A 17,301-nucleotide genomic window follows, 5' to 3' on the forward strand; every position below is an offset into this window, starting at 1 on the left:
AAGGTTCAGGCGATATGATATGATAGGCAAGCTGATAACAGCACCCGCTCCGGGTGCTGTTATCCTATGCGAACACTTATGAAAATTGGAGGCATTTATTGTTATGTCAGCGCAATCGCCAAACACCCAATCCGTCAAAATCGTCACCGCCGACCCTAGCGCCATCGGCCTGTTCGGATTGGCTATCGTCACCCTGGTCGCTTCTTCACAAAAGCTTGAAATTACAACAGGTCTCAGCTACTGCATTCCTTGGGCTATTTTTCTCGGAGCCTTTGCCCAATTGTTCGCCTCCATTCAGGATGCCAAACACAACAATACCTTCGGAATGACTGCCTTCGGCGCTTATGCGTTCTTCTGGTTCGGCATGGCGGCAAGCTGGCTGATCAAGCTCGGGGTATTCGGAACAGCTTTGGCGGAGGGCGTAGACCCCAAACAGCTGGGATTTGTTTTTCTGGGATATCTGGTCTTCACCCTCTTCATGACCCTCGGCGCTGTAGAAGCAAACCGGGTGCTGCTTGTCATTTTTGTGCTCATTGATTTCCTGTTCCTCGGACTTACGATGGATTCCTTTGGAGTCGCCGCTGAGTTTTTCCATAAGCTGGCTGCCTGCTCAGAACTGGCCATTGGCATCGTTTCTCTTTACGGCTGTGGCGCGTCAGTGCTCAACGCTCATTTTGGGCGCCAGTTCCTTCCGGTCGGGGATCCGCTCGGGATCTTCAAAAAATAGCTTTCAACTGCAACGGATAAATACCCCGCCTTCCGGCGGGACGTGTTTATCCTTTTTTAATTTTGTAGGACCACTGTAAGCTTTTCCCTTGCGCAAAGGCGATAAAGATGACATGCTATAGAGACATCTACGACATATATCGACATTTTCCTGTGGGCGGGAACCGCTTCGAAATGAATGATAAGAATAATGTTGAATTTTTTTGATATCGGAGGCACTCCATGGCTTTCATTAATAAAAAGCCTTTAACGATCATCCTCGGCTTTGTCGTCGTTCTTCAGCTTTCTCTATTCTACTATTACTCTTTATCAGTAGACCGGGAGTACCGGGCTGAAAAGGCCGATCTGTCCTCACATGCAGTCATGCTAACCTCAAACATTGAAGAGAGAGTCTCGATTGTCAAAGGCGTCAGTTCCTTTATACAAGCGGTCGGCTTTGATGCTGATCCAAATCTGATTAATGAGTATCTGCACACCGCATACAACAATAATTCAAGCAACGTTATGAATATCATGATCGCTCCGGACGGCCTCATCCGTTACTTATATCCTCTCTCAGGCAACACAGCGATTCTGGGCAGAAGCCTGCTGCTGGATTCAGCACTATCCTCACCCGGCATGGTCCAAGAAACCATCCGCTCCGGCGGCATTACAATAGACGGGCCCCGGACACTCGCCCAGGGTGAATACGGCATGGTGATCAGACAAGCCATCTACCATAACAATTCCTTTACAGGCATCGTTTCTGTAACACTGAAGATTGAGAATATTGTGGACCAGCTTTTGCTGAAGGACACCCGAATTTTTGTGAAAACAGAAGACCATACTTTTCTATTCGGCACCCCTGCCGATAAGGAAGACAAGCAGTTAATAGTTCCGGTTACCGTCTACAATCAGCACTGGCTGATGGGCATCCCCATGCCTTTGCATAAGAAATGGGAGGTGCTGCGCAGCGTTCTCTGGATCGATATGGCCATCCTGCTTATCATTGCCTTCATTCTCTACATTTTCTGGCATCAGAGCCGCTTCAACCGTGAACTGGAGCGGGTGGTCAGCATCCGCACACGTGATCTCCGCGTGTCCAAGCGTCTCTATGAAAAGCTCGCGCATTACGACAGCCTGACGGGAATACCCAACCGGCTGTATTTTATGGACGAGTTCGAACGCCTTTTGCAGTCGGCAGAGCCGACCCAGACCTACACACTGTTCTTTTTCGATCTCAACCGTTTCAAGGAAATCAATGATACACTGGGACACTCCATCGGGGACCAGGTCATCAAGACACTTGCCAATCGGCTAAAAAATGGCAAAGTGCCCTTCAAGCTGTTCGCACGCACCGGCGGCGATGAGTTCGTGATGGTATTCTCCAACCTGGCCCGGGAGCATATCCCGGCTATCGCCGAACACATCAGCGGGCTGATCTCGGAAACGCTGCTGATTTCCGGCGCGCATCTGAGCTTATCGACCAGTATAGGCGTCTCGCTGTATCCGGAGCACTCGCTGAACAAGGATGATCTGCTGAAGTTCGCGGACATGTCGATGTATCAGGCTAAAAGCCAGGAGGATGCCAATTACTTCATCTTTGATTGGGGGCTGCGCGAGAAGCTGGAGCAGAAGACGATGATCGCCAAATATCTGCATTCCGCACTGGAGCGCGAAGAATTTGTGCTTCACTACCAGCCGCAGATCAACGCCGTTACCGGTAAAATGATCGGCATGGAGGCGCTTGTCCGCTGGAACCATCCCGAAAAGGGCCTGATCGGCCCAGGCACCTTCATTACCGCCGTAGAGGAAGCCGGACTGATGATTCAGCTTACGGACTGGGTGCTCCGTGAGGTCTGCCGCCAGCTCTGTGAATGGAGAACGATGGGCCTGCCGCTGCTTCGGACCTCGATCAATATCTCCAACAGCTGGTTCTACAACCGCAACCTGATCGAGAACCTGCTTGCGGTGCTGGACCAATATGGACTGGAGACCAGTATGCTGGAGTTCGAAATTACGGAGAGCACCGCGCTGCTGGAAGAGCATTATCCGCTGCTGCAGCAGATGCGCGACCATGGCATCGTCGTCTCCATCGACGACTTTGGCACCAAGTATTCTTCACTGAATTACCTGAAACATTTTCCTGTCAACAAAATCAAAATCGACCGCACCTTCATCACCGGCATCGGCGTCAGCTCCATTGACGAGACGATTATTAAATCCATCGTATACGTCGCCTCGCAGCTCGGGTATGATCTGATTGCCGAAGGCGTGGAGACCCAGGAACAGCTTGATTTCCTGATTAAGCATAACTGTCCGCATATTCAAGGCTTCTTATTCTTTCCGCCGCTGCCTGCCGAAGACATCCATAAGCTGGCCTCCTGAAGAATTGCAGCCCTCCGGTTCTTCCGCTTGGTAAAAGCTCTCCGGGCCAGTATAATAAAAACTGCGCCGTCCTCTTAGGGACGGCAGCAGCTTTGAAGTTAAGCCGAAAGGATTCTGAGAATAATGAATACGCTGTCAACACCGGAATCGATTGCTACGCTTGCCTTCGCGCTGATTCTGGCAATCATCGCCTACCGCGTAATCCGCAGCATGCCGAATATGGCCGGAAATATTACTGCTTTCCGCAAGAGAACCTTAGTCTGGACGCAGGTCGCGCTTGTGCTTGCGGTTCTCCAGCTCAATTTCAAGGCGGGGGACTGGCGATTTGGCATCATCCTTGGCCTGATTGTGCTGTTCACGAGCAGCGTTTGGCTGGCCGCCCGCTATTATGACCTGCGCCGTCCTGAGGCCGCAGACCCGGCAGATCAGGAAACAGGCAAAGAATAGCCGGTTTTCTTATATTTTTGGCGATGTTAAATCCTGATGCAGATCTTTACGAGAACAAAGACCACCCTCGCAGGTGAATAAGGGTCTTGGAAGTTACGAAGTCCGCATTTGTTGTATAACATGCAGGATTTTCGTCCATTTGGTGAAGCCGCGCCCACATTGTTGTACAATTCACAAGATTTTTGTACGTTTAGCGTACTTAAGACACAGATTGTTGTATTACGTACAAGATGTTCGCCCCTTCGGCCTGCTTAAACCACACTTTGTTGTATTCCGTGCAGGATTTTCGAGGGTTAACACCTTAGGGAAAGGGAACCCTTTATCTGTCCTTCAGCAATTCCAAGTGGAAAAAGGATAACTAATTTGCCCGAGCGGGTAGTTCTAAGCAGCTTAGTGGAAAAAGGGTAACTAATTTAGCACATTTCGCCCTTTATTAGGGAATGCGGCCCAATTAAGTTCCCTTTTTCCACCTAAATCTCACAATTGTTGATTTCCGGGAGAAATAAGCTCCCTTTTTCCAACTAGCACTGTTCACCTGCTTCCTGGCCAGTGTTAGTTGGAAAAAGGTGATCGAATCCGGCTGATTCCCACCCGTTTATGGGTGAGTTTGCTGCCCCCCTACTTTTATAAGAAAACCGCCTCGTTGAAGAGACGGCTTATTTAGCTATCGTACCCGTCCCTTGAACTTCATGCATCACGAAGTCCCACCGAGTTAAGCAGCTTGCTGCCGGCCGCATGCGGTTAGCCGGTGCGAATGTGTCCCGGCAATTACTTCCTCGTTCCTTGTTTACGGGACCGGGGGTCGCCCAGACACGGAGCGTAAATGCGGTGTTTATGATGCACCCGAATTACCGAGTTGTTCTGCCAAACCGATTAGAAGTCCTTCAACTCCACGAATGTAGCAGAGCCGGTACGAGTCCCCGTACTGAACCACTTCGCCAACGAGCTGAGCACCATGCTTAGTGAGTCTGGCTACCATTTCGTCAATGTCTTCAACGGTGAACATGACGCGTAGATAACCGAGGGCATTCACAGGAGCAGTCCGGTGATCTGATATAGCAGGCGGGGTGAGAAATCGCGAAAGTTCAAGCCGGCTGTGGCCATCTGGGGTAACCATCATAGCAATCTCTACACACTGTTGACCCACCCCGGTTACGCGACCAGCCCATTCACCTTCGACAGTAGCCCGCCCTTCGAGCTTCAAGCCAATCTCCTCGAAGAAAGCGATTGCGTCATCAAGGGATTCCACAACGATGCCAACATTGTCCATTCTTAGTAGTTTGTTTTTTTCCATATTTTTATCTCCTTATGTGTACAAATTTATTACCTGATCACCTTCATATTCACAGTTCATGATAATAAAGATAAGTCACAGTATAGTGAAATGTAAAATGTGAAATGTGAAATGTGGTTTTCGGATACGTCCGAACAGTGACATTACCCTAATTACAGAACATTAGTTCATGCATATCAAATATCAACAACAAAGTTTTAACACAGCCATATTTTTAGATAAGCTCCCCCTGTAGGGGCTTTTTTGATACTATAAAGGAAATCTGCAAGGAGGGATTCTGTGAACAACCCAAGCAGCCACGGGGTCTATGGCTTCCGTTTCAGCGAGCCGGACCACCTGCCGCTCTGCAACCTTTTCGCGGTCGGACATGAAGTTGTGACGGATGCTTCCTATCACTGGAATGGCATGGACCGTACTGATGGGCCTCTGCTGCTGTTTCAGTACACAGCAGAAGGCAGCGGAATATTCGAAACGGAGCAGGAGACGTTCCGCATCGGCACCGGGCGGGCATTTCTGGCCGAGATCCCCGGCAACCACCGCTATTATCATCCCGGCGATGCAGTGCCGTGGGAATTTTATTTCCTGCTCTTCCGGCCGCAGCCGCTGCTCCCTCTGTGGGAGGACATCAAAGCCAAGCTTGGGGCTGCTCCAGCCATTGTACCCGGCAGCAGACCGATCCGTATCCTGCGCGATATTGTCCATGAAGCATATTCGGGCAGAATTTCCGATCCCTACATTGCCTCCTCCCTGCTGCACCAGTTCATGATGGAACTGGGGAGGCTCTCCTCCAGCGGACCAAGGGACGCAGCGGAATGGCCAACGGCAGTAAGGGATTCCGTCCAATTCATCGAAGAGCGGTACAGTTCCATGATCGGCCAGGAACAGCTTGCCGAGCAAATGGGACTTTCCAAATTCCACCTCCTGCGCACTTTCAGCAAATACGTTGGCCTGACCCCAAATGAATACCTGAACCGGACCCGAATTGAACGTGCTATAGAACTCCTGACTGCCACTGACTTGAGCATCGAAGCCATTGCATCCCAGGTCGGGTATTCCAGCGGCAGCTATTTCATTAAGGTCTTCCAAAAACTGACGGGACAGACGCCCGGCTCTTTCCGCTCCGGCAGCGGCAGCTTGAATTACAGCCGGCTTTTTTTCTGAGCATATCCCCCGAAAGGCTGGTATTGCAGGCGAGGGAGGCCAATCCTATTTTTAGGCTCTCCCGGTATTCCTGTAATGGAGGCCAGTTCATTTCAATTGTATTCTGTGCAGCAGAAAATCGAAAATCTGCTGCACAAAAGAGTCAATTTCATAATTCAGTTTGCTGAATAGCAAGACTCGGTCAAAATCTAAGGTCATTTTTTAAAAAATCAGGCCACTTGCTGGGAGTTGCGTAACCGCTGGTTTAACTTGTCTAGCGCAAACTTGCTGAGATTGTAAGCTAGTGTACTGAGCTGGAAATCAACTCTTGCCCGGACGCCGCGGTGACGCGTACGTTTCATGCCAAAATACTCTTTAAGATATGCAAAAACTCGCTCCACTGCCGTACGCTTCTTGTACAGCTCTGTAAAGCTCTCGCTACCTCTTGCGGGATAGGTGTGCTTGCGTAAATCCGTTTGTATGCGGATTTTAAACACCTTTTGGCAGCCGGAACCGGAAAGTGGACAGTCTTTGCACTGGCTCGGCTGGGTATACTTCAGCGTTTCGTACTTGGCATCAAAACTGTCGTAGCGGTAGGTATGCCCCTGTGAGCATACGGGATTGTAGTCCGAGTTCATTCCCTTGGGCGGCTCTTTGTGGTGAATCATTGGAATCGTAGGATAGGCGCCTAACGAATGAATCAACTGGTAGATGGCTGCGCTGTCGTACCCTTTGTCTCCCAAGACATGCTTTACGTTTAACCTAGGAAACTTCAGGAGCAGGCCTTTGAGAAGGATAACCGCCATGCGCTGGTCATTCAAATTCGCCGAACTCCATAAGCCACTAAGAATATACTGACAGTCCGCATCGACCAGCAGATTTGCCTTGAACCCGTAATAACTGGTAAGTCTACCTTTCGCATTTTTCTTGTCACAACGCGCGGCATGCCGGGGTAATGCTGCAAGCAATTCATCGTACGTGTAGGGCAGCATCTGTTCAATGGTTTTCTCAAACGGTCCTAGGCTCTCTTCATAAGCTTCCCGTTCCTTGCGCCGACGTTCCTTTTCTTCAGCAGAAGGACGTCCAGGCGGGTAGACGGGTTTTTTGGGCCGCTCGTCCACAGGCTCGGACTCGGGCTCGGTGAGTTCTAGCTGCAGCTGCTGAGCCACCGGAGCATCACTTGGCTTTTTAGCACGGCGGGCCGCGCGGCGTTTGGATGCAGCTTCGCTAAATAGGCTATCCCAAGCCTCAACGATAGAGGAATCCAAAGCGAGATGCATACCCGTAACGARCTCTTCCTCCAGGGCGGACAGCACCAGAGTATCCTGAAGGTCCTCGAGCATGCCCGTTTGCTCAAGCACATGAATCAAACGGGAGTACGAGGCTTCGCTCGGGATGCGGTTGGAACCGGTGAACCGGCACTGCACCCGAAATTCCTCGCTGAATCGAAGTCGCCGGACCAACGCGGATACAAACTCGATGCCCTCCATTTTTGCGATGAGCAGCGAGTAGATCATCGCGGGTACGTTTAGTTCTTCCGGCCGCCCACGGTTGTTCTTTTTTCCAAGCGCGTGCAAGACCGGAGCGAGATTTAAGTGTTCAAAGATCTGACTGTATTTATCTTCCGGTCGCATCAGCAACAAATCCTCAAAGGAAAACAGCTCTTCTTGCCGAATAGAATACATGGGGATTACCTCTTTTCATTCTCGGATGTTGGTTTGGTCACCTATATCTTCGAGATTTGGGGAGGTACTCCCTTTTCTATGCTCAAAAAAACCAATCCTAGCAAGGGTTTTGAATTATGAAATTGTCTCCAAAATACATTAGAATTGCCAAAACTGGCGTTTGGAGCCGTAATCTGCTGTACAAAATACAACAGATGCGCTGAACTTGATCAACGAATACGCCAATTAACACAACTAGCATCCCCGCAAACTGAGGCCAACTGGCTGGCCTTTAGTTTTTTCGCCCTTTTGTCCCCTCGAAACTTCACTCTTCCACCTCTTCGCCACTTGACCACTCCCCCTCACCCCTCGCCTCCCGCCACATCACCTCTTATGTGCGGATATCCTGTGACCGGAAGCATACTTCTTCCCTCCACAACCATACTAATGACATTCTGGGTTTCAATGGAGGGATAAGTAAGATGGGTAAACGAATGAATCTGCTGATGTTCAGCGGGGAGTATGACAAGGCGATGGCTGCGCTGATTCTGGCCAATACCGCCCGGGATATCGACGTGGAGGTCACGATGTTCTTCTCGTTCTGGGGTTTATTCCTTGTCCGTGATCCGGACAAAATGACATTGGAGGACAAAACGATCTATGAAAAGCTGATGGACGTCATTACACCGAAGGGACCGGAGCAGCTGCCGCTCTCGCGGATGAATTTCAGCGGCCTCGGGAAGCTGATGCTGGAGGAGATGATCGAAGATCAAGGAGCGCCGAAGCTGATTCATTTTTTGAAGGGGGCCCGCAAAAAGAACATCAAGTTCTACGCCTGCAAGCTCTCCGTCGACATCATGGGCTTCAAGCCGGAGGAACTCCTGCCCGAGGTCGAGATTATTGATGCCGCCGCCTATCTGAAGGACGCACTGGAAAGCGATATGCAGCTGTTCATCTAGCCCGTGCGAATAACCGCTTCTGGGCTTTAACCTATTCCCTCCGGCGGGCATATACTGGGCCATAAGGAGAAACAGCTTCGCCGTCCATCAAAGGACGGTATCTGTTTCGGCAAAAATATAAGGATGATTGATGACTTGAACCCATTTATCCATATATTTTAAAGTAACTACTGGCTGGAGGGATTACCCGTGCTGAGTATCAACCGCGCTTCTACGGCAGAGGAGCCCGTTTCACTGCTGGAGCATTTCGCAGCTTTTCGCGAGCATACTATTGGGGGGCGGCATGTGATCTCCACTCCCTATGGCCGTCAGCCGCTGCTGTATGCCGACTGGACAGCCAGCGGGAGGCTGTATGAACCCCTTGAACGCAAAATCCAGGAGAGCTTCGGGCCTTATGTCAGCAATCCGCATACAGAATCGAACACAACCGGTCTGACCATGACCCTCGCCTATAACGAAGCGCGGAAGATTATCAGGGACCATGTGAACGCCGGGCCGGATGATGCCCTGCTCTTCTGCGGAAACGGCACTACCGGCGCAATCAACAAGCTGCAGCGGCTGATGGGCCTGAAGCTTCCCGAATGGCTGCAGGAGGATTATCTATGCGTCCCGGAGGAACGTCCGGTTATTTTTGTCAGCCACATGGAGCATCACTCCAATCTGCTGCCCTGGCAGGAAGGCATCGGCGATGTAGTCACCGTCCCTGCCGGAGCGGACGGAACTGCTGACCTTAAGGAGCTGGAGCGCCTGCTGATGCTCTACCGGAACCGCCGTTTCAAAATCGGTTCCTTCACGGCCTGCTCCAATGTTACAGGCATCCATACCCCCTATCACAGGCTCGCTGCCGCCATGCACCGCCACGGCGGGGTTTGCTTTGTGGATTTTGCCGCCTGCGCCCCGTATGTATCCATCAACATGCATCCGGCAGATCCGCTGGAGAAGCTGGATGCTATCTTTTTCTCACCGCATAAATTCCTCGGCGGCCCCGGCACAGGGGGAGTGCTGATCTTCGATTCCGGCCTCAGCAGAGGCCAATTGCCGGATGAGCCGGGCGGTGGAACTGTGGTCTGGGTCGATGCCTGGGGCGGACGCCGGTATATTCATTCAGTCGAAGTACGCGAGGACAGCGGGACTCCCGGATTTCTGCAGGCCTTCCGCACAGCGCTGTGCCTCAAGCTGAAGGAGGCGATGAACGGGGACGGCGGATTCATGCTTGCCAGAGATCAGCAGCTGTGCGGCAGGCTGCTCACCGGGCTTCACTCCATTCCAGGCTGCACGATACTTGCTGGTGAACACACCAGGCGTCATGGCATTGTATCTTTCAACCTTGAAGATATTCATTATAATCTCGTGGTCAGGCTGCTCAATGACCGGTTTGGCATTCAGGCGCGCGGCGGCTGCTCCTGCGCAGGACCTTACGGCCATCATCTGCTGGGACTGGACCGGGAGCTCTCCCGGGAATTTATCCAGGCCATTCATGCCGGTGACCAGTCCCTCAAGCCCGGGTGGGTCCGCCTTTCGCTGCACCCCATCATGACCGACGATGAGGTCGAGTTCATGATCCACGCCGTCCACAGCATCGTCCGCCACATCAGTGTGTGGAGACAGGATTACCGTTATAACCGCAGTACGAACAGCTGGGTGCACCCGGCCGATGCAGCCGGAAATAAGGCTGCTGTCAGCGGATTATTTACGTTGTAGCGATTCGCCTGCCGGAGGCTGCTTCTCCCGCGCCTGCGCGGCCCGGGTGAACCGGGCCTCAATGGCCTTAACCCCCCAGAGTGAACCCCCGATAAAGAGCAGCACATAGATGATTTCTCCAGGATGGCGGGTGAACCGGTTCATATCATTACCAATATAGGAAACCGCAAACACCATGATCGCTTTGCCCGCACACAGTGCAAGCAGATACGAGCGCAGCCGCATTTGCGCAAGCCCGGCAGCCATATTGATTACAACAAAGGGTCCAACCGGGAACAGGCTAAGCAGAAAAACATAACTAAAGCCGCTATTGCGGACCCACTGCATACCTCTCGCCACTTTGGGGCGCAGCGCCCACTTGCGCAAGTAAGGGTGCGAGGCGATTTGGCGGATAATCAGGAACGTGGTCACACACCCCGCAACCAGCCCGAGCCAGGAATACAAAAAACCAAGCCACAGCCCGTACACCGCCCCGTTAAGCCCTACTATCGCAATCGTCGGCAGCGGCGGCACGAAGGATTTCATGAAAGTCAGCCCGATTCCGGGCAAAGGACCCAGTGAGCGGTATTGCTCCAGCAGCTGTAGAAGACGCTCCTCCGTCAGCCATGACATACTATCTAAAAAAAACATAGGAAATCCGCTCTCCTCATCCATAAGTTAAAATTGCAGGCACTGAGCCTCAATTATACAATACTTTTCGGACGTAAGAGCCTCTTTGTGTTGGCAATCTCCTTATTATCCTTTACTATCATTGTAAACTAACAATGATAGGAGGATTCCATGCTGCTGCAGACAGAGATTGTCGATTTGCGTAAAACAACTATAAAAGATCTGGAATTTGTCATGCATGCGGAGGGAAGCGAGCCAAACCGCCGGTTCATCGGACAATGGAGCATAGAGCAGCATACGGCCGCCCTGGAAGACAGTGACATTCTGCATCTGATCATCCGGGAGAAAACGGGGGAACCTGCGGGATACGTGATTTTAACGGGGCTCCTCGACCCTAACCTCAGCATATGTATCAAGCGGATTGTCGTTCAGTCCAAGGGCCGGGGTTATGGGAAAAGCACGCTCGCACTCCTGATGCACTGGGTCTTTACCCAAACGCCGGCCCACCGGTTGTGGCTTGACGTGAAGGATTATAACACCAGAGCGCACCATGTCTATGTACGTGCAGGCTTTACTGCAGAAGGAACGCTTCGTGACTGCATTAGAACGGACGATTCCTTTGAATCTCTGATGATTATGTCCATTCTGCGGCAGGAGTATATAAAGCGGAGGCGGCTGTAGCTTTGTGCCTGTCGGCGGCTGCCGTTCAAACGATTCCCGGGCAAAACAACAGACTGCGCTTCAGGCCATATTCCACACCTGATCAGGCAGTCTGTTTGTTAAGTATGGGATTGGTCGCTGACGCCCCGGTTCAACGCTTCAAAATGCCGGAACTACAGCTACGCCGTATTTGTCCTCAATGAATGTTTTGACATCCGGACTGGTCAGCGCCTCGTCCAGCTTCTTGATCTCTTCCCGGTTCTCATCCCCGCTGCGCACAACGACCACATTGGCATAGGGGGAATTGGCATCCTCACGGAACAGCGCCGATTTCGGATCAATTCCCGATTCAAGCACTACATTCGTATTGATGACCGCCCCATCCAGATCAGGAAGCGCACGCGGCAGTGTGGCGGCATCCGCCTCAACGAATTCGAACTTATGCGGGTTCTCGGCGATATCCTTGGGCGTTGCCTCATAGGTGGCCAGTCCATCCTTCAGCTTGAGCAGCCCCTGCTGCTGCAGCAGTATAAGCGCTCTGTATTCATTGGACGGATTGTTGGGAATCCCGATTTTGGCCCCGTCCGGGAGTTCTTCCTTGGATTTCAGCTTTTCGGAATAAAAGCCTATCGGCTCCACATGGACCTTGGCCGTTACGGCAAAATCATAGCCCTTCTCCCCTTGAATAGAGTCCAGATAAGGCACGTGCTGAAAATAGTTGGCATCAATCTGCTTCTCCTGCAAAGCCGGATTCAACTGGCCCTCATCATCCAGCGTGACAACCTCCAGGTTGATCCCTTCCTCTTTCAGCTTCGGTTTGATGAACTCCAGAATCTCCGCATGCGGCACTGGAGCAGCACCCACTTTAAGTGTGATTTCCTTGCCTGCATTCCCGCCAGCCGCAGAACCTTCAGCTGCGCCCTTCTCCCCATTATTCCCCTTGCCGGCACTGCAGCCTGCCAGCACCCCTGCCAGAACAACCGCCAATACCACCAATATACTCCCTTGTTTTTTCACCCTCATCCCTGCCTCCCTGACAATAAATTTATCAATTATTCGCTTTTAAAGCGCTTCCTGTCGATTGACCCGGCAATATAATCCCCGCTCCATTGCAGAATCTGCACAATCAAAATGATCAGCAGTACAGTGCCCAGAAGAATATCGGTGCGGAACCGCTGATAGCCGAAACGGATCGCCAGGCTGCCGAGTCCTCCGGCTCCGATCGCTCCGGCTACTGCAGTGAATTCAGTAATGGAGATCACCGCGATCGTCACTCCGCGCACCAGCGCAGGCAGCGCTTCCGGAATAATGACTTGAGCGATAATAGTGAGCGGATGTGCGCCGACAGACTTGGCTGCCTCGATCTTCCCCGGCTCCACTTCCCGCAGCGAGCTTTCAATGATTCTGCCCAGAAACGGGGCCGCTCCGATGGAGAGGGATACAATTGCTGCCGTCGGCCCAAGCGAGGTACCTACAATCAGCCGCGCAAGCGGCAGCAGCAGCACAATCAGAATGATAAACGGAATGGAGCGCACCCCGTTGATAGCTGTGCTAATCAACCGGTTCACCCGGGGAGCCGGGAGCACACCTCCTCTCTCGGTCACCACCAAAGTAACGCCCAGCAGCGCCCCCAGAATAAGCGCAAATACGGAAGACCACGCTACCATATACAGCGTCTGCTTCAGTCCGCCCCAGAGCAGTTCCACCATATCCTCCTTCATCGTGTAATGACCGCCTTTTCCGCTTTGTTTCCATCCTTGTAGTAGTTAAAAATATTCACAAACTGCTTGGCCGTCTCGCTCTCCGGACGGTAGAAGAGCTGCTCTACCGGGCCGTTCTCCACAATCCGCCCGCCTTCGATGACAGCCGCGTTGCGGCAAATATGCCGCAGCACATCCATTTCATGCGTGATCAGCACGATCGTCAGATTCAGCTTCCGGTTAATGTCCTCCAGCAGCTCCAGAATCGAGTAGGTGGTCTGGGGGTCAAGGGCTGATGTGGCTTCATCGGAGAGCAGCACATCCGGCTCTGCGGCAAGCGCCCGGGCAATTCCCACCCGCTGCTTCTGGCCGCCGCTGAGCTGCGACGGGTAGACATTCGCTTTGCCGCTCAAGCCCACCAGTTCCAGAATCTCGACAACACGCTCCTTCTCATACTGTTTAGAGCAGCCTGCAACTCTCAGCGGAAACGCTACATTACCGTATACCGTCTTGGCATCCAGCAGATTGAACTGCTGAAAAATCATCCCGATCCGGCGGCGCGCAAGCCGCAGCTCCCTGCCGCCCAGCTCTGTGATCGGCACGCCGCCTATCTCAATACTGCCGGAGTCCGGCTGCTCCAGACGGTTAAGGCAGCGGATAAGTGTTGATTTGCCGGCCCCACTTGCGCCAATGATGCCAAAAATCTCCCCTTTAGCAATCTGCAGATTAATATCCTCCAGAGCGGAAACCCTGCCTAAGCGGGTAGCGTAGCTTTTGTGCAAATGCTTAACAGCAATCATAGGAATCCCCTTCTTTCATTTCAGCTAAAACCTGTAATTTTTATATAAAAAAAGATCAAGCCTGTACCGCACAAAAGACGGTTTGGACTTGATCTCCAGCGTTCTGGTCGACCAAACATTAAATTCCGATTAAATGCATGGGATTAATATAGACCAGCTTTGAATAGCTGTCAATCCTATTCCTCACAGCAAATGCCATGGAAAAAAGCCGTAATCCTAGGATCACAGCCCCTTAAAGCTTATGACAGCTTATATATGTGTTTCTATTGGAGCGGCTGGCCTCACTCCGGCGGCAAAAACCAACGTAGTCACATACTTGCGGCTATCTGCAGTCAGCAGCAGCAGCTCTGCAGGACTCACACCCGGTTTGCTGTTGGCGAATTTCACTCTCGCTCCATTCAGGTCCTCATGGATACCCGTGACGACGTAGCCCTGCCGCAGCAAAGCGTCAATTTCTTTCCGTTCCTTGTCGAACTCGGCATATGCAGACATTCAGACCACCCCTCCGCTTGCTTTGGCTTGCAAGGGATGCGGGGCTTCCGCTTCGAACCGTTTGCGGTGCAGATATTTCCCGGACCCCGCTTGGCCGACAAACTGCTTGTCGCGAATGACAAATTTCCCCCGGCTGAGCACGGAGACCGGCTCGCCTTTAACCTCCATGCCTTCGAAGGGATTGTAGTCTACGTTCATATGATGGGTTTCAGCAGAAAGGGTTCGTTCGACGGATGGATCGAAAATCACGATATCTGCATCACTGCCTACCGCAATGGTGCCTTTCTGAGGAAAAAGCCCAAACAGCTTGGCGCTCGATGTGGAAATAATATCAACAAATTTATTTAGGGAAATGCGGCCTTTCTGCACGCCTTCGGAGTAGAGCACACTGAACCGGTCTTCAATGGTCGGTCCGCCGTTCGGAATCTTCGAGAAATCGCCCAGCCCAAGGTCCTTCTGTCCCTTGAAGTTAAAGGAACACTGGTCAGAGCCGATTGTCTGCAGCGCGCCGCTCCAGAGCGCATCCCACAGCACCGCCTGGTTCCACTCTTCGCGCAGCGGCGGGGACCAGACATATTTGGCACCTTCGAAGTCCGGCTTCTCCAGCGCCGTCTGATCGAGTACCAGATACTGCGGACAGGTCTCGCCGTAGACACGCAGCCCTTTCCGGCGCGCTTCTGCGATCTTCCAGGCGGCTTCCGCACAGGTCACATGCACCACATACAGCTGGGAACCGGTCAGCTCCGTCAGATAAGCAGCCCGGCCGGTGGCCTCGCCTTCCAGCTCCGGCGGACGGGTCAAAGCATGGTAGATCGGATCGGTGTTCCCGGCAGCCAAGGCCTGCTCGACCAGATATTCAATCACATCGCCGTTCTCGGCATGGACCATCACCAGAGCGCCTTCCCGCTTGGCGGCCTGCAGCGTCTTGTACAGCACGCCGTCGTCAGCCTGGAAGGTGTTCTTGTAGGCCATGAACACCTTCAGCGAGGTGATGCCTTCGTTCTCAATAATCTGCGGCAGCTCGCCAAGCACCTTGTCATTCAGCTCCGAGACCATCAGGTGGAAGCTGTAATCAATCACCGCCTTATCCTGTGATTTGTGATGCCAGGTATCCACGGCCTGCTGCAGCGGCTGGCCTTTGGCGGTCAGGCAGAAATCGATGACTGTCGTTGTCCCGCCATATGCGGCGGCAACCGTTCCAGTCTCGAAGTCGTCGGCGGTCACCGTGCCGCCAAAAGGCATATCCAGATGCGTATGGGGATCAATGCCGCCCGGGAATACATAGCAGCCGGAAGCGTCGATGATCTCCGCACCCGGCGCTTCCAGATTCAGGCCGATTCCGGCAATAATCCCGTCCTCGATCAGAACATCTCCTGCATACGTATCCGCTGCGGTAACGATAATGCCATTCTTGATCATCTTCTTCATCCTTACACCACCTCCGCTTCCGAATATGAGCCGTTCAGGCTGCTGATGACCTTTTGCCGCTGATTCCAGCTCATTGGAACCGCTCCGCTGTCCAGAGCCACCATATCAATCGCCCCGTCCGCCGGGCAGACAATGGAACACAGGTTGCAGCCTACACAATCCTCCTCGCGCACGTGCAGAATGGCCTTGCCGCCGGCATCCGTAAGCATATCGATGCATTGATGCGAAGCGTCTTCGCAGGCAATATGGCATTTGTTGCAGTTGATGCAGTTCTCCTCATTAATCCGTGCCACCACTTTGTAATTCAGATCCAGATCGCCCCAGTTGGAGTATTTGGGCACCGATTTGCCGATCAGCTCCGTGACTGAAGCCAATCCTTTGTCATCCAGATAGTTGTTCAAGCCATCGATCATCTCCCCGACAATCCGGAACCCGTGGTGCATGACCGCCGTGCAGACCTGAATGCCGGTAGAGCCCATCAGCATGAACTCCACCACATCCTGCCAGGTGGAGATCCCGCCGATCCCGGAGATCGGCACGCCCACCCCGCGGTCGCGCGCACATTCAGCGACCATGCTGAGGGCAATCGGCTTCACAGCCGGACCACAGTAGCCGCCGTGCGCCCCTTGGCCGCCCACATTCGGGATCGTGTTCCAGCTATGGATGTCGACACCTGCCAGACTGTTAATCGTATTGATCAGGCTGATCGCATCCGCTCCGCCCTTAACGGCGTGGCGGGCCACAACCGTAATGTCCGTAATATTCGGCGTCAGCTTCACAATGACGGGCGTAGCCGCCACTTCCTTGACCCAATAGGTCTGGGCTTCCACCAGGTCGGGCTGCTGCCCGGAGGCCGCGCCCATCCCGCGCTCAGCCATGCCGTGCGGACAGCCGAAGTTAAGCTCAAGGCCGTCTACGCCGACAGCTTCGGCCCGCTTGACGATTTCATGCCATTTCTCCTGCTTCGGCTCCACCATCAGAGAGGCGACCACGGCATGGTTAGGAAACCTTTTTTTCGTTTCATAGATTTCCTTGAGGTTGACCTCCAGCGGGCGGTCGGTGATCAGCTCGATATTATTGAAGCCGGCTACACGCTGCCCGTTGAAATGCACAGCCGCAAACCGGGAAGAGGTATTGATAATCGGATCGCCCAGCGTCTTCCACACCGCACCTCCCCAGCCTGCCTCAAAGGCCCGCTGCACCTGGTAGCCGGTATTGGTAGGCGGCGCCGAGGCCAGCCAGAATGGATTGGGTGACTTGATCCCTGCAAGATCGATACTCAAATCTGCCATTAATATTACCTCCCTGTCATGT

Annotated in this window: 16 protein-coding genes; 7 read left to right on the forward strand and 9 right to left on the reverse strand. The window is 52.8% G+C overall.

Annotation, left to right across the window (positions count from 1 at the left end):
• The first annotated feature begins 103 nt into the window (after positions 1-103).
• The 3 genes from PRIO_RS31610 (at position 104) to PRIO_RS31620 (ending at position 3,540) form a co-directional block, all read left to right on the forward strand.
• Positions 104-727 (forward strand): acetate uptake transporter, encoded by a 624-nt coding sequence (locus PRIO_RS31610; RefSeq protein ID WP_020427726.1) that lies wholly within the window; start codon positions 104-106, stop codon positions 725-727.
• A gap of 221 nt (positions 728-948) precedes the next feature.
• Positions 949-3,093: a bifunctional diguanylate cyclase/phosphodiesterase gene (locus tag PRIO_RS34265; RefSeq protein WP_020427727.1), complete on the forward strand. Its 2,145-nt coding sequence runs from the start codon at positions 949-951 to the stop codon at positions 3,091-3,093.
• Between the two features lie 123 nt (positions 3,094-3,216).
• The gene (locus tag PRIO_RS31620) at positions 3,217-3,540 is read left to right on the forward strand and encodes a hypothetical protein (RefSeq protein WP_020427728.1); all 324 of its coding nucleotides are present in this window, start codon (positions 3,217-3,219) and stop codon (positions 3,538-3,540) included.
• 832 nt (positions 3,541-4,372) lie between these two features.
• On the opposite strand, the gene PRIO_RS31625 is transcribed toward PRIO_RS31620, so the two are convergent.
• Entirely contained in the window at positions 4,373-4,834 is a 462-nt protein-coding gene (locus tag PRIO_RS31625; protein WP_020426245.1) for a VOC family protein, read from the reverse strand.
• Between the two features lie 279 nt (positions 4,835-5,113).
• Here PRIO_RS31625 and PRIO_RS31630 point away from each other — a divergent pair, with 279 nt between their 5' ends.
• Complete coding sequence (locus PRIO_RS31630; RefSeq protein ID WP_020426246.1) at positions 5,114-5,995, forward strand: helix-turn-helix transcriptional regulator; 882 nt, start codon at positions 5,114-5,116, stop codon at positions 5,993-5,995.
• Positions 5,996-6,204: 209 nt separating this feature from the next.
• On the opposite strand, the gene PRIO_RS31635 is transcribed toward PRIO_RS31630, so the two are convergent.
• Positions 6,205-7,659 carry a transposase gene (locus PRIO_RS31635; protein ID WP_046506039.1) on the reverse strand — a complete coding sequence of 485 codons (1,455 nt, stop codon included), beginning with the start codon at positions 7,657-7,659 and terminating at the stop codon, positions 6,205-6,207.
• Positions 7,660-8,120: 461 nt separating this feature from the next.
• On the opposite strand from PRIO_RS31635, the gene PRIO_RS31640 reads away from it, so the two are divergent.
• Complete coding sequence (locus tag PRIO_RS31640; protein ID WP_020426973.1) at positions 8,121-8,597, forward strand: DsrE/DsrF/DrsH-like family protein; 477 nt, start codon at positions 8,121-8,123, stop codon at positions 8,595-8,597.
• Between the two features lie 189 nt (positions 8,598-8,786).
• On the forward strand, positions 8,787-10,298 hold the full coding sequence (locus PRIO_RS31645; RefSeq protein WP_020426972.1) for an aminotransferase class V-fold PLP-dependent enzyme: 1,512 nt from the start codon (positions 8,787-8,789) through the stop codon (positions 10,296-10,298).
• On the opposite strand, the gene PRIO_RS31650 is transcribed toward PRIO_RS31645, so the two are convergent.
• Complete coding sequence (locus tag PRIO_RS31650; RefSeq protein WP_407944475.1) at positions 10,284-10,910, reverse strand: TVP38/TMEM64 family protein; 627 nt, start codon at positions 10,908-10,910, stop codon at positions 10,284-10,286. The two genes, PRIO_RS31645 and PRIO_RS31650, sit on opposite strands and share 15 nt — an antisense overlap.
• 168 nt (positions 10,911-11,078) lie before the next feature.
• Here PRIO_RS31650 and PRIO_RS31655 point away from each other — a divergent pair, with 168 nt between their 5' ends.
• Positions 11,079-11,588: a GNAT family N-acetyltransferase gene (locus PRIO_RS31655; protein ID WP_020426970.1), complete on the forward strand. Its 510-nt coding sequence runs from the start codon at positions 11,079-11,081 to the stop codon at positions 11,586-11,588.
• Between the two features lie 138 nt (positions 11,589-11,726).
• Here the strand turns inward: PRIO_RS31655 and PRIO_RS31660 are convergent, their stop codons facing one another.
• From PRIO_RS31660 to preA, 6 genes are all read right to left on the reverse strand, one after another.
• Entirely contained in the window at positions 11,727-12,590 is an 864-nt protein-coding gene (locus PRIO_RS31660; RefSeq protein WP_020426969.1) for a MetQ/NlpA family ABC transporter substrate-binding protein, read from the reverse strand.
• A 29-nt stretch (positions 12,591-12,619) separates the two neighbouring features.
• Positions 12,620-13,288 carry a methionine ABC transporter permease gene (locus PRIO_RS31665; protein ID WP_020426968.1) on the reverse strand — a complete coding sequence of 223 codons (669 nt, stop codon included), beginning with the start codon at positions 13,286-13,288 and terminating at the stop codon, positions 12,620-12,622.
• On the reverse strand, positions 13,285-14,067 hold the full coding sequence (locus PRIO_RS31670; RefSeq protein ID WP_020426967.1) for a methionine ABC transporter ATP-binding protein: 783 nt from the start codon (positions 14,065-14,067) through the stop codon (positions 13,285-13,287). The genes PRIO_RS31665 and PRIO_RS31670 overlap by 4 nt, the downstream gene beginning before the upstream one ends.
• A 249-nt stretch (positions 14,068-14,316) precedes the next feature.
• Positions 14,317-14,559: a hypothetical protein gene (locus tag PRIO_RS31675; protein WP_020426966.1), complete on the reverse strand. Its 243-nt coding sequence runs from the start codon at positions 14,557-14,559 to the stop codon at positions 14,317-14,319.
• Positions 14,560-15,987, reverse strand: a complete 1,428-nt coding sequence (gene hydA / locus PRIO_RS31680; protein ID WP_020426965.1) for a dihydropyrimidinase — start codon at positions 15,985-15,987, stop codon at positions 14,560-14,562.
• Between the two features lie 2 nt (positions 15,988-15,989).
• Positions 15,990-17,279 carry an NAD-dependent dihydropyrimidine dehydrogenase subunit PreA gene (gene preA, locus PRIO_RS31685; protein WP_020426964.1) on the reverse strand — a complete coding sequence of 430 codons (1,290 nt, stop codon included), beginning with the start codon at positions 17,277-17,279 and terminating at the stop codon, positions 15,990-15,992.
• Positions 17,280-17,301: the final 22 nt, after the last annotated feature.

Origin of the sequence: Paenibacillus riograndensis SBR5 (assembly GCF_000981585.1) — a bacterium.
Classification (GTDB): Bacteria; Bacillota; Bacilli; order Paenibacillales; family Paenibacillaceae; genus Paenibacillus_AQ; species Paenibacillus_AQ riograndensis.